At 53.2% G+C, this 12931-nt stretch carries 14 protein-coding genes; 3 read left to right on the top strand and 11 right to left on the bottom strand.

Annotation, left to right across the window (positions count from 1 at the left end):
• Nucleotides 1-195 precede the first annotated feature (195 nt).
• Nucleotides 196-1098, bottom strand: a complete 903-nt coding sequence (locus tag F153LOC_RS10945) for a YafY family protein (RefSeq protein WP_102104532.1) — start codon at nucleotides 1096-1098, stop codon at nucleotides 196-198.
• A 239-nt stretch (nucleotides 1099-1337) separates the two neighbouring features.
• On the opposite strand from F153LOC_RS10945, the gene tsr reads away from it, so the two are divergent.
• The gene (gene tsr / locus F153LOC_RS10940) at nucleotides 1338-3008 is read left to right on the top strand and encodes a methyl-accepting chemotaxis protein (RefSeq protein WP_102104533.1); all 1671 of its coding nucleotides are present in this window, start codon (nucleotides 1338-1340) and stop codon (nucleotides 3006-3008) included.
• A gap of 94 nt (nucleotides 3009-3102) precedes the next feature.
• Here the strand turns inward: tsr and opgB are convergent, their stop codons facing one another.
• From opgB to F153LOC_RS10895, 9 genes are all read right to left on the bottom strand, one after another.
• Nucleotides 3103-5394, bottom strand: a complete 2292-nt coding sequence (opgB, locus tag F153LOC_RS10935; protein ID WP_102104534.1) for a phosphatidylglycerol--membrane-oligosaccharide glycerophosphotransferase — start codon at nucleotides 5392-5394, stop codon at nucleotides 3103-3105.
• A gap of 271 nt (nucleotides 5395-5665) precedes the next feature.
• Nucleotides 5666-6151 (bottom strand): DUF2501 domain-containing protein, encoded by a 486-nt coding sequence (locus F153LOC_RS10930; RefSeq protein ID WP_102104646.1) that lies wholly within the window; start codon nucleotides 6149-6151, stop codon nucleotides 5666-5668.
• Nucleotides 6152-6234: 83 nt separating this feature from the next.
• A complete protein-coding gene (gene dnaC / locus F153LOC_RS10925; RefSeq protein WP_100777757.1) occupies nucleotides 6235-6972 on the bottom strand; it encodes a DNA replication protein DnaC in 738 nt (245 codons plus the stop codon).
• Nucleotide 6973: 1 nt separating this feature from the next.
• On the bottom strand, nucleotides 6974-7513 hold the full coding sequence (dnaT, locus tag F153LOC_RS10920; RefSeq protein ID WP_100777756.1) for a primosomal protein DnaT: 540 nt from the start codon (nucleotides 7511-7513) through the stop codon (nucleotides 6974-6976).
• A 124-nt stretch (nucleotides 7514-7637) separates the two neighbouring features.
• Nucleotides 7638-8066, bottom strand: coding sequence for an organic hydroperoxide resistance protein (locus F153LOC_RS10915; RefSeq protein ID WP_100777755.1), 429 nt, complete (start codon nucleotides 8064-8066; stop codon nucleotides 7638-7640).
• 84 nt (nucleotides 8067-8150) lie between these two features.
• Complete coding sequence (locus F153LOC_RS10910; RefSeq protein WP_100777754.1) at nucleotides 8151-8603, bottom strand: MarR family winged helix-turn-helix transcriptional regulator; 453 nt, start codon at nucleotides 8601-8603, stop codon at nucleotides 8151-8153.
• Nucleotides 8604-8644: 41 nt separating this feature from the next.
• Nucleotides 8645-9286, bottom strand: a complete 642-nt coding sequence (locus F153LOC_RS10905) for a TetR family transcriptional regulator (RefSeq protein WP_102104535.1) — start codon at nucleotides 9284-9286, stop codon at nucleotides 8645-8647.
• A gap of 65 nt (nucleotides 9287-9351) precedes the next feature.
• Nucleotides 9352-9825, bottom strand: coding sequence for a threonine/serine exporter (locus F153LOC_RS10900; RefSeq protein ID WP_100777752.1), 474 nt, complete (start codon nucleotides 9823-9825; stop codon nucleotides 9352-9354).
• On the bottom strand, nucleotides 9816-10592 hold the full coding sequence (locus tag F153LOC_RS10895; protein WP_100777751.1) for a threonine/serine exporter ThrE family protein: 777 nt from the start codon (nucleotides 10590-10592) through the stop codon (nucleotides 9816-9818). The genes F153LOC_RS10900 and F153LOC_RS10895 overlap by 10 nt, the downstream gene beginning before the upstream one ends.
• 400 nt (nucleotides 10593-10992) lie before the next feature.
• Between F153LOC_RS10895 and F153LOC_RS10890 the strand changes: the two genes are divergently transcribed.
• Nucleotides 10993-11715 carry a response regulator transcription factor gene (locus F153LOC_RS10890; RefSeq protein ID WP_100777750.1) on the top strand — a complete coding sequence of 241 codons (723 nt, stop codon included), beginning with the start codon at nucleotides 10993-10995 and terminating at the stop codon, nucleotides 11713-11715.
• Between the two features lie 11 nt (nucleotides 11716-11726).
• Entirely contained in the window at nucleotides 11727-12350 is a 624-nt protein-coding gene (gene bglJ / locus F153LOC_RS10885) for a DNA-binding transcriptional activator BglJ (RefSeq protein WP_102104536.1), read from the top strand.
• 46 nt (nucleotides 12351-12396) lie between these two features.
• Here the strand turns inward: bglJ and F153LOC_RS10880 are convergent, their stop codons facing one another.
• Nucleotides 12397-12855 carry a YbaK/EbsC family protein gene (locus F153LOC_RS10880; RefSeq protein WP_100777748.1) on the bottom strand — a complete coding sequence of 153 codons (459 nt, stop codon included), beginning with the start codon at nucleotides 12853-12855 and terminating at the stop codon, nucleotides 12397-12399.
• Between the last annotated feature and the right edge of the window lie 76 nt (nucleotides 12856-12931).

Here is a 12931-nt window from a genome sequence, read left to right as displayed (position 1 = left end):
TTAGCTGGAAAAAGGGCCTGAGTTTGTTTTGAGGAGGTATTGATTAATGCTGTGGCGATCTTGCCAGATCGTCGCGCGTGTAAAGGAAGGTAAATAGGTGAGTGGTTGATTGCGGTGGTTAAGCGGTCAAAGACCGGGGCGAGTGGTTAAGGCTCGCCGCCAGCGGTCTGGTTTATGTGATTGAGATCACATCGTTTATTCGAGGGCGTCGGCGGTAGCAGCTGTCATGTAACCTTCGAGCGTGTCGAAGAGTTTGTCCCGCAGCCACTGAGGCTCCAGAACCTGAATGTTCGGCAGCCAGTAGAAGATGAGCGGCAGGATCTGATTTTCATGTGCCGCATGACAGCGGATCGTCACCCCGTCGTCGCTTTCAGCGACCACCTCCTGCTCCGGCAACAGGTCCCGGCGGGTGAAGTAGTGCGAGATACGATTGTTGGTAAACACTTTTACCTCGAACGTCTCTTCACTCACCCACGGGTCGAGATTTTTTTCCAGTAATTCAGCCGTATCGCGATCCAGCGAAAAAGTCTCTTTTTGAATATCCAGCCAACTGATCTGGCTTAATGAAAAGGATTTCAGCCTGCCATTTTCCGTAGCTTGTAAATACCATATATTTTTTTTGTTAATTAATTTGTATGGATTAATGAGCCGGGTTTTGTCTTTATAAACTATCTGGCAAACGTGACGCTCTTTTATCGATTTTTCAATTGCAGTGAGATGGCGACGAATATCATTCTGAACCGAGTGCTCAGCGCCGTTGTTGAGGATCAGAATATGATTCTCTTCCACGCGCGCTTCCAGACTCTGCCAGAACGCGGTGCCTCTGTCTGGGAAATAACTGTCAGCATTCAAAAAGTTAGCGACAGCGTTGTGCAGCCCTTGCCCGCTGGGATTTTGCTGGGCGTGAATCAGGCGATACAGACCATTTCCCGTATGCTGAACAATCGGCGACAGCGCATTCAGATCCCGATATACCGTACGTTCGGTTATTTTATATTTTTGCATCAGATCGCTGCGGTTAACGACGCCGTTTAAATGCAGCTCCATAAGAATATCGACGAGTCGTTCAGCAGAGCGGCTGCGGGCTGGAGTTGTCATATTATATTCCCGTTTAGTGCGGTGAGGATCTCTGAAGAATAAGGATGCCACTGACAGAATATGTCAGTGCGACAGAGATAAAATTTATCTTATGGAATATATAACGGCGCGATTTAGGATAAACATTAATAGTTTTTTGCGAAATCATCCGTAAATGTTCAAATCATCAACACGATTTTCGTAAAGTTTTCCCTAACCAGGCCGAAAATTCTGTTATCTGTCTGATGGAAAGAGAAAACATGTTAAATCGTATCAAGATTGTCACCAGCTTGTTGCTGGTTTTGGCTATTTTTGGCCTGTTACAACTGACATCCGGTGGTCTTTTCTTTAATGCCCTGAAGCATGACAAAGAAAACTTCACTGTCCTACAAACTATTCGCCAGCAACAATCCACGCTGAATGGCAGTTGGGTCGCGTTGCTGCAAACCCGTAATACCCTGAACCGCGCGGGTATTCGCTACATGATGGATCAGAGCAATATCGGCAGTGGCGCAACCGTTGCAGAGCTGATGCAGATTGCGTCCGCTTCCCTGAAGCAGGCGGAGAAAAACTGGGCCGACTACGAAGCACTGCCGCGCGATCCGCGTCAGAGCGACGCTGCCGCGATGGAGATCAAGCGTAACTATGATATCTATCACGGTGCGCTGGCCGAGCTGATTCAGCTGCTGGGCGCAGGCAAGATCAATGACTTCTTCGATCAGCCGACCCAGAGCTATCAGGATGGTTTTGAGAAGCAGTATGTGAACTACCTGCAGCAAAACGATCATCTATATCAGACCGCCGTGGATGACAGCAACAGCTCTTACACTCAGGCGATCTGGGTGCTGATCAGCGTGCTGATCGCGGTGCTGGTGGTGATCGTTGGCGTCTGGCTGGGCATCAAGCAATCCCTGATCTCGCCTTTGAATCGTCTGATCGACAGCATCCGTCATATCGCCAGCGGCGATCTGGTGAAGCGCATTGACGTCGAAGGCACCAACGAGATGGGACAGCTGGCCGATACCCTGCGTCATATGCAGAGCGAACTGGTGAGCACCGTGGGCGACGTGCGTAACGGCGCGAACGCGATTTACAGCGGCGCGAGCGAAATCTCTGTCGGTAACAACGACCTCTCTTCCCGTACCGAGCAGCAGGCCGCTTCTCTCGAAGAGACCGCTGCCAGCATGGAACAGCTAACCGCTACCGTGAAGCAGAACGCCGAAAACGCCCGTCAGGCGAGCAATCTGGCGCTGAGTGCGTCCGAGACCGCGCAGAAAGGCGGGAAAGTGGTGGATAACGTGGTGCAAACCATGCGTGACATCGCCGGCAGTTCGCAGAAAATCGCTGACATCATCAGCGTGATCGACGGTATTGCCTTCCAGACCAACATCCTGGCGCTGAACGCCGCCGTCGAAGCTGCGCGCGCAGGTGAGCAGGGCCGTGGATTTGCGGTGGTGGCAGGCGAAGTGCGTAACCTGGCACAGCGTAGCGCCCAGGCGGCACGCGAAATCAAGAGCCTGATCGAGGACTCCGTAGGCCGCGTTGAGCTGGGTTCTACTCTGGTGGAAAGCGCCGGTGAAACGATGGGTGAAATCGTGAATGCGGTGACCCGCGTGACCGACATTATGGGCGAAATCGCCTCTGCGTCTGATGAGCAGAGCCGCGGTATAGACCAGGTCGGCCTGGCTGTGGCGGAGATGGACCGTGTGACGCAGCAGAACGCCTCGCTGGTGGAAGAGTCCGCAGCGGCAGCCGCCGCGCTGGAAGAGCAGGCGAGCCGTCTGACGCAGGCTGTGGCGGTCTTCCGCATTCAGCAAGAGCAGCAGAAATCACGTGATAACGCCGGTCTGAAAACGCCAGTGATCTCGGCGAAGGGGCGTAAAGCCGCTGCCGCGACGACCGCGTCCAGTGAAAACTGGGAAACCTTCTGATGTAAAAAAGCGCCCTGTTCAGGCGGGGCGCTTTAGGCATTTGTGATGTTGTCGGGTGGCGCTGTGCTTACCCGACATACACGCAGATGTGCCGTTAACCGGCGTTCTGTACCACTTTCATTTCGACCATCCCAATCCCCAGTTTGCGCGGCGAATGCCCGAGAATATTGCCCTCGTTCGTTGATTGCGGATCGGGCGGAACGATCACGACCGTATTGCTGCGAGACGGGTTCTCGAAATGCAGCGTGGTGGTACTCACTTCGTTGCCAAGGGTTATCGTCTGCTCTTTGTCGCCGATACGCACCGGGATCGGTTTGTTGGCATTCGGGCCGAAGGCTTTTGCGGTGATCACCAGATCAAATTTCGCCGGCAGCGGTTGGGCGTATTCGATTTTCACCTCATCGCCGAGCTGTGCGTTGGACCAGCGTCCCCAGGATTCCGGGCGCGAAATACCGCTAAACTGCTTCACCTCTTCCGGCGCTCCCGCCACGTTAAACACGAAGCTGTCGGCTTTATAGCGAATATCGTTATCGACCACTTTCAGCATATCCACGTTGCGCTGATAGCGGTCGGTGTTAATTACCGTATCCTTGAACGCGGTTTTGCCTTTCCACTGATCTTTATCGACGCGCTGCACGATTTGTTCGCCGCCGAGCTGGCCTTGCGACACGCACCAGTCCGTTGAAATCGACAGCGGCTGGGACCACAGCTGGCCCATTTTGTAGCAGCGATCGATCCAGACGAAGTTATCGCGCGGGGCGAAGTCGGCCAGCTGGAAACGCAGCGGCGCGGAGTATTCGCTCTCCGGCAGCGGTTCGACGCGGTTATCGGAGACGCGCAGCAGCAGCGGCAGACGGAAGTGGCTGCCCGAGAAGGCAATCATGTTTTTCTGCTGGTCGATGGTGAAATCTTTCATCTCTTTCGGGAAATTCCACAGGCGGATCACGTCCGGTTTCCACGCCAGAATCTTCTCTTTCATATTGAGGAAGACTTCAGAGAGCGACTGGCCGGAGAGCGTGCTGCGCCCCAGCCCGATGAAGTTATCGCCTCCCAGAATATCCAGCACCGTTGCGCCGTTATCCATGGTGTTACGCTTCGTGGCGATAACCTCCTGCTGAGGCTGGTCGCCGCGCATCACAAAGAACAGGTTGCTTCGATCCTGCTTGTTCAGCTCATCCCACGCGGTGTTTTTCATCGCCAGATGGTCGGAAGAGACCACGATCACCGTGTTTTTGAAATATGGCGAGGTTTTGATTTTATTGATAAAGGCGGCGATGTGTTCCTGGCTGCAGGTCACGGCGCTGAACGACTGATTGTCCTTGCCGTTGATCGCATATTTTTTGCGCTCGCAGGTGCGCGAGATAAAGCCGTCCGGATGGTGTGTATCCACGGTTAAGGCAAACAGCGAGAAGCGTTTGCCGGATTTAGATAGCTCCTCGAATTTCTTCCAGGTTTCGTCCAGCACCGTGTCGTCGTAGAAGCCCCAGTCATTGCGATAAGACGGGTCGGCGACGGTGGTTTTTAACTCTTCAGCACCGTAAAGGTGATCGAAACCGTGGGATTTCAGGAATACGTCTTTCCCGGCGAAGCGCAGGTTGGCGCCCTGCATGAAGTAGTTTTCGTAGCCGGAGTTTTTGAGAATATCGCCGAGACAAATATTCTGCGGGAAGAAGCTCGACATCGACGCGGAGGCGTTACCCTCGAACGGCGCAAACAGTGGAATACCGCACTGAGAGGCGACCATCCCGGCGATGGTGTAATCGGTGCCCGGCAACTGCGCCGTGTGGCTGAAGTCCAGCCCTTCGTCTTTCAGCGGGCCGAGATCTGGGGTCAGGTTCGGGAAGGCGTCGTTATCGAAATAGGTACGCTCAAGGCTCTCGCCGTAGATATAAACCAGATTCAGTTTTGGGTGCGCGATGGTTTTCGACGGCTCTTTGTAATACGCCGTGAAATCGGGATCGCCGTCGCGGGACTGGGATTTCACCAGTTCTGTAATCTGATGGAACGCCGGGCTGGCATCGACGGAACCGAGCGCCAGCACCAGGGCCAACAGGCTATAACCCATATGATGCGGAAGATGGCGGCGGCGACGCAGCACCCAGCCGAGGGTGCCAAACACCGCCACCAGCGCCAGAACCAGCCCTGCGCCAGGAAGTATGTACTTACTAACTCCTGCGCCCGTCAGACTGTTGGTGAGTGTGTATAGCACGGCGTCGTTAATGCCGTCACCGGTAAAGTAATCGCTGGCGTACAGGGTAATGTTTAAAACAATAAAAATACCCAACACCAGTAATGTGGCAATAAACCACCAGGTGTTGCGGCCGGCCTTCCAGGCATAGATGCCAACGGAAGCCAGGAACAGGGCAAGGGAAATAAACTCTGACAACAGCTTATCCTCAATAGCGCCAGTCGCTTAGCTGGCTAACTGATTATTTTTTGGTTGATACAATTTAATGGCGAAGTCACATAGCTGCAATTCTAGTGTCACTAAAATGTGCTGTTGTTAGGATTTGGTTTAGAAAGTGGAAATTTTGATCGCCGTCGCATCGCGTTATACGCGGGCTGAGACGTAAAAGAATGAGCAAAATACGAGTCTGGCGCCGCGTTGTCAGAGTAACGGAACAATCGCGGCGTGTTGTGGCATAAAATGGGATGGATCAGGAGAGGAAATTAACGCCTTGTTTCAGCACCAGATCGCAGGCTTTGGTCTTCACCTGTTTCGCCAGCGCGGAGTCACCGAGGGTGCTCAGGTTCAGCTGTTGGCCGTCTTTGGCATTCAGCAGACCCTGGATCCCATCCATATAGTTGGTGTCCTGCTTCTGCTCTTGCGTATCCAGCCCCAGTTTATCTAATACCTGGTTTTTAATGTTCTGCGTGTCAGTGACCGATGCCAGCTTCTGCTTGGCGCAGTAGCCCAGAATACCGGCCGCGTTGTTCATGGTGCCAGCGCTCAGGCTCTGATTGCTGCCGCCCAGCAGGCTGGTGAGGGACGAAGCAGACAGCCCGCCACTCTGTGCGCTACCGCTGCTTTTGCTCAGTTCGTTCGCTGCGCTGGAGAGTGACTCCTGCCATGAGGCCGCGTGGGCGGCACCGGTGAGCAGAACGACGCTAAATGCTGTGCCGAGAAGAAGATTTTTTTTCATAAAATGCACTCTAAAAGGCCCTGATCGGGCTGGAAGTGGCTTCAGTATATACCTGTGAAAGGCGCGCCCTTCCTGGAAATATCCTAATACTCTTTGCCGGTAACGCGATCGCGGTAGCTATCCCAGGTGAAGTTCACCCATAAGCTGTTGCCAAGACGCATGCGGTCCATGACGCGCTCACCCAGCAGCTTGGTCATCTCTTCCGCTTTATGGTTGGTGAGCATACCGGTCGGGCGCTTCGACGAGGAGCGACGGTCAACGATCTGATTGATAATTACTTTTTCGTAGCGGGATTCGGTCTGGACGCCGATTTCGTCAATGACCAGCAGATCGACGTTGCTCAGATCGTTCAGCAACTGCTCTTCCGTGGTTTCGCGGTTGCTGAAGGTGTCTTTCATCGCCGACATGATATCTGCGACGGTAATGATCAGAACCGATTTTCCGCGCAGCAACAGCTCATTACAGATGGCCGCCGCAAGGTGGTTTTTGCCGGTGCCCGGTTTGCCGCTGAAGATAAAGCTGGCGATGCTGCCGTCGAACTCTTCGACATACTGGCGTGCTTTGGCGAGGGCCATCATCTGACCGTCGTTTTCCACGCGATAGTTATCGAAGGAACAGTTCTGATGCAGGGGACGAATGCCGGAGCGGTTGAAGGTACGCTGCATTTTCATGGCGCGGTTTTCCCGCGTCAGGGCTTCTGAGCGCATCTTTCCCTGCTCTTTTTGCCAGGCCAGCAGCTCTTCACCCGAGGTGAAGGCTGGCTTCACGTTGGCAGGCATCATTTTTTGCAGACGTTTCATCAGGTCGCCGACGTTTTTCATATCATCCTCTGAATCCTGGTGGGATCTGATTATCGGGTTCGGAAATGGTGTTGATATCGCGCTTAGGCTGGCCGCCGTTGCTGGCGCGGTTGATCTGAATACTGCGCGCGAGCTTTTGCTGCCACTGCACGTGGTGGAACACTTTGCCTTCGGCCTGCCAGTACGCGACAAACGCGGCCAGCTCTTCCGGCGTGGCGGTTTGCGTCAGGGCGATGCCCCACAGGGCGGCCTGGCGCTGGAAATCCGCATCCGGCTGCCAGCCAGAGTACATCGCAAATTTGCCCATCGGGACGGCAACCGGCGCACTGGTCGGTTCTTCAAAGAATTGTGTATCTAACGCGACGTCACTGACCGGGCGCGACAGACGCGCTTCAATATCCAAAAGCTGTGCCAGGCGTTCAGGCGTGATGGCGTAAAACGCGGGCGCGTTGTCGGCAAACACGGCGAGAGTACCGCCATCGGCTTTGGTTAAGATGCCACGGGGATCGCGCACAAAGGCATCGATTCCGGCGACGCTGGTGGTCAGGAGTCTGGATGACATAACACTTTCTCTACTGGGATACGACGTCGTGATATGGGGTCATAGTAGCACAGAGAGAAGGGGGGACGGAGGGGGATTTCCCCGGTGACACTGCGCGCACCGGGGCTGCATACGACGGGGCTTATCAGGCGATGATATTCAGCGTCACATCAATATTGCCGCGGGTTGCGTTAGAGTACGGGCAAACGATATGCGCCGCGTCGACCAGCTTTTTGGCTTCGGCTTCATCCATACCTGGCACGTGGATATTCAGTTTGGCTTCGATACCAAAACCGGTTGGCAGTGGACCAATGCCAACTTCGCCTTCGATAAACGCATCTTTCGGCAGCGCGATTTTGTCACGGGCAGAGACAAATTTCATCGCGCCCAGGAAGCAGGCAGAGTACCCCGCCGCAAACAACTGCTCTGGGTTGGTGACTTCGCCGCCCATACCGCCCATCTCTTTCGGTACGCCCAGTTTGACATCCAGAACGCCATCGGAAGAGGTCGCACGACCATCACGGCCTCCGGTGGCTTTGGCTTTGGCGGTATAAACAACTTTTTCTAAAGACATGGCAGGTTCCTCATCTTACGGTTATGTGTGCTATTAAATAGTGCGCGATATATATGGGTAAACAAAATCTTATTAACTATAGCCTCAGGCGCGATGAAGCTGCTGGCGCAGTTGCTCAAGCTGCTGCTTGAGAGCGAGCATGGAATCTGCATCGCATTGTGCGGCACAGCCCACGGCCTGGGGAATACTTTTCGCCTGCTGCTGGAGGGCGCGGCCTTCATCACTTAAGGTGACGGCGACCTGGCGTTCGTCCTGGCGCGAGCGCTGACGGACAAGCAGACCAGCGCTTTCCAGACGCTTCAGCAGCGGGGTGAGGGTGGCGGAATCCAGGAACAGACGTTCGCCAATCTCTGACACCGTAATGTCATCCTGCTCCCACAAAATCAGCATCACCAGATACTGTGGGTAGGTCAGGTTAAGCGGTGCCAGCAGTTGCCGGTACAGCTTATTGAGCGCCAGATTTGCCGAGTAGAGGGCAAAACAGAGCTGGTTATCCAGCATCAGCGCAGCGGTGGTGTCGTTCGTTTTCGCGTTCATGAAATGAATATAGGTAGTGCGCGATTTAATTGCAAGCAATTTTATGGACAGGTATAGCGAAGGGCCACCTGAACGGCCATTTTGCGATAGTGCTGGCGCTGGGCCTGCTCATCGGCGCCGTCTTCAAACAGCAGCGTGAAGGTATAGCTGTTGGCGACGTAATGAAAACTGAAGCTGCTGATCAAACGGTGCAGGTCGCGCGCATCAACGGTCTGATTAAACAGCTGCTTCTCTTTGCCACGCTGCAGGATCGCTTCCAGCAGTTCGAGCGCGCTGCGATTAACCTGACGCAGATAGCTGGACTGCTGCATAAAGCGGCCACGCTGCATGTTCTCCATACAGATAATGCGAATGTAATCCGGGTGATCGGCGTGGTAATCAAAGGTCGCTTCGACCAGATGGACCAGCGCTTCAACGGGCGGCAGCCCTGACAGGCTGAGCTGTTTTTCGCTGGCGCGGATCTCGGTGTAAACGTACTCCAGCGCCTGGAGATAGAGGTTCTCTTTGTTTTTATAGTGATAAACCACCATGCGCTTGGTGGTGCCGGCTTTTTCGGCAATCTGCTCCATTCGCGCGCCGTTCAGACCGTATTCGGCAAACAGGGTAATCGCGCTCTGAAAAATTTTGTCCTTCAGGCTGGAATCATCTTGGTGGTCGGGGAATTCGCTGCCAGGGTTAGCCACTTCCACTCCTTACATCGCCAAACAGAATGCAGGGATTATCGCCATGGCAGCGGGAGAACACAAATTCAAACGCGTGGGCGCTTTCTGTAGAGCCACAAACCGGGAATCGACAGACCGATGGAGAGCGCGCCGACGATGGACGAGGCTTTGAGGAAATTGCTCAACAGCAGGATCATTTGCGGCTCGCTGTAGCCGAAGTGGCTGATCTTCACCGCCGAGATCATCGCTGTGTAGGCGGATATGCCGGGGAACATCGGGATCACCGCCGCCACGGTGAACACTTTCGGGTGCGCCAGATACCAGCGCGACCACTGAATGCCGATACAGCCGACCAGCATCGAGGCCATAAACGTTGACCATTCGATGTTAAACCCGGCGGTCATCATCACCATTCGCGAACCATGACCGATAGCACCCAGCAGGGCGCACCAGGGCAGCGCGCGCTGCGGCACGTTAAAGACCATCGCAAAGCCCACGGCAGGAATGGCAGCCAGCGCCATGTCTTGTGCCAGAGCGAATAAAAAGTCGATTATGCCCATCCGCGCAGCCCCCAGAGTGTCATGGCCATGACCACGCCGATGCAGGTCGCGAGGGTTAACAGGCTCGCAATCGCCCAGCGTGCCAGACCCGTATTGATGTGCCCTTTGAACATATCAGCGACGGCGTTGATCAGCGGAAAACCCGGTACCAGCAGCAGGACGCTGGCCGCCATGGCGACGCTCGGTGTGCTGACAAACACAGGCAGGCGCAGCAGCAGACCGGAGACGGTTGTTGCGACAAAGGCGGTGAGACAAAAGTTAATCTGCGGATGCATATGGCGCTGCGTCAGGAGCTGGCGCACGTACATGGCGATGGCGCTGGCGAAAAAGGTCACCACCGCGCCGTCCCATCCGCCGTTATTCAGTTTGCAGAAGCAGGCGCAGGACAGCCCCACCATCAGCACCACTAACCAGCGCGGGTAGCGCAGCGGCTTAATCTGGTTGAACCGTTTTTCAACGCCGGGCAAGTCCAGAAGCTTGTGTTCAGCCATAATGACAATGTGCTGCACTTCGGTGACCACGTGCATATTGATGCCGCGATCCTGGTTTTTGCGCGTCGACGTCAGACACTGGCCCTCTTTTATGGTGGTCAGCACGATGGCGTTAGACGAGATTGAGCTCTCTACGCTGTCCATCCCCAGCGCCAGACCCAGGCGGGTCGACAGCTCTTCGACCAATGCGCTCTCTGCGCCGTGTTGTAATAAGAAAAGACCGCACTGTATGCATAGTCGCGTGGCGGCGCGTTGTGACGACTGATCTGCCTGCATTGGTTGCCCTGAAAATGAGAACTGCCAGAGTGTCTGGAATGTTTACTTTTAGCACAAACGGCGGCCTGTCTGGCTCTGGGTCAGATCAACATTTGTGCAATCAGTGGCAGGATGCAACGGCAGGCGCAGAGCGGTCTGGGGTGTTTTTTATTTATTTCGTGAATACTAATTGATGATATATATAATTTATTAATTTAGTTTGATGCGTTTAATATTTTGTGCAAGGACTATTATGTTATTCTGATTTTTGTATTATATTATCCTCGGATTTAACAATGTCAGGATTATAGTTGTTCTCGTTAATATAACCTGTACTAATAACTTAGGGTCAGGATAATGCCCATGTCTGAGCCGTGATTTTAATATCATTAATTAGATGAAGAAAGGATTCGGAGAATCTATGTCACCAGTGAAGGGAAAATCAGTAATCGTTATCAGTAAAATCCCGGTGATGCAAACCGGTCTGGGCGGCATCATGGCCAGCCATTTTCCAGAATATGACGTGTCTTTTTGCCGCACACATGACGATCTGACTTTACAGAATTTAAATCGTGCATCTGTCGTGGTTGCTGATATTTCAGGTGATTACGTCAACCCTCGCGGCGCGCTTGAACACTATTATCTGTTATTAAGTCAGTACCGGGATATCCACTGGATTTTTCTGGTCTCACGTCCTCTTTACCCTCTCGCTGTTGAGTTGCTCATACGCCCCGAAAGCACACTGCTTTCGGATATGGAACCTATCGAAGGCGTCATCAACGCGATCCGCGCGGGGAGCGAGTATTCCGACCGGATAAGTCAGACGCTGTTATCACCTGAGCCGCGAGTTGACGATAATGAGTATAAAGTCCCTGTAATACTGACCCTCTCGGAACGTAAAGTATTACGTCTGCTTGGAAAAGGCTGGGGAATAAACCAAATCGCCACATTACTGAAAAAAAGCAATAAAACCGTCAGTGCACAAAAAAATAGTGCGATGCGTCGTTTATCTCTGCACGGAAATGCAGAAATGTACGCATGGATCAATAGTACACAGGGAATGAGAGAGCTGAACTTAATCTCAGCCTATGGAGAGCAAAAGGAATGGAAACAAATGCCTCAGGAAGAGATATTGCTGTCATAGACCAATGCACGATGAGTGCCGTGGGGCTTGAACATCTCTTTGCCATCGCGCCATTTAGCGAATATCGCCTTCATCTGTTTAAAAACTTTAGCAGTTTCAAGGCTGCGCTTTCACAGACTCCTTTTTTCTCAGTGATCTATTCGCTTTCAGATGTGCGAGAAGAACGAAGAAATTGTCTGGTGTCACTGCGAGAACTGGCCCTAACCCACAGTGGTATACAGCGCATTATTCTGGCGGCAGACGACGTTGAGGCAAGATTGATTGGTCAACTGACGCCTTCCCGTCTTCACGGAATAATCAGTAAGTCGGCCTCACTGGCGGAGCTGCAAAAACTGCTGATCATTCTGTTAAGCGAAACAGAGCGAGTCAATAACAACGCGTTTGCCCACTGGCAAGGAAGCTTATCCAGAATGTTAAGCCCAATGGAGCGGGCGATTATGCGCCATCTTTCGGCGGGCCTTTCCATTCCCGAAATTGCGGAGCAGCTTAAACGCAATATCAAAACCGTTCGCGCGCATAAATATAATGTGATGGTGAAGCTGGGGGTGAGTTCCGATGTGGGGCTGCTGCATGCGGCAGATATTCTGGGGCAGTTGCCCATACGTGAGCTGAAACTGACTGTTAAGGCGGCGTAGTGCTTTTCATTGTGCATCATTGCGCCAGAGGAACCTGGCGCAGCGATCAGATGCAGACATCAATCCATTTAGCCGAAGTAAGCTCAGCCATTCGCTCAGGCGCGATACGCACTGCGCTGTGAATTGACCCGGCCGCAGGAAGCACTTCCTCATATTGTTTAAGGGAAACGTCGCAGTAAACGGCCAGCGGAGTCTCCAGGCCGAAGGGGCAAACTCCACCAACGGGATGCCCGGTTAGCGTCACCACTTCATCACTGCACAGCATTCGCGCTTTCGCGCCAAACGCATTTTTCAGTTTTTTGTTATCCAGGCGTGCATCGCCTTTTGCGACCACCAGAATCACCTCGTTTTTAACCTTCAGTGATAAGGTTTTCGCTATCTGTCCCGGCTCGACATGATGGGCGGCTGCGGCCAGTGCAACCGTTGCGGTGCTTTGGCTAAGCTCGATGACATCAATATCCGGGGCATTGTCAGCAAAAAATTGCCGTACGGACTGCAAACTCATTGTTATCTCCTGACAAATATCCTGCGTAATCTGTCATAAGAAATTATGCTCTGTAAATATCTCTTAGGTAACAAAT

It is taken from the genome of Lelliottia sp. F153, from assembly GCF_002870005.1.
Lineage (GTDB): Bacteria > Pseudomonadota > Gammaproteobacteria > Enterobacterales > Enterobacteriaceae > Enterobacter > Enterobacter nimipressuralis.
The sequence above is the reverse complement of the archived record's forward strand: the minus strand, read 5'-3'. Positions and strand labels throughout refer to the sequence as shown.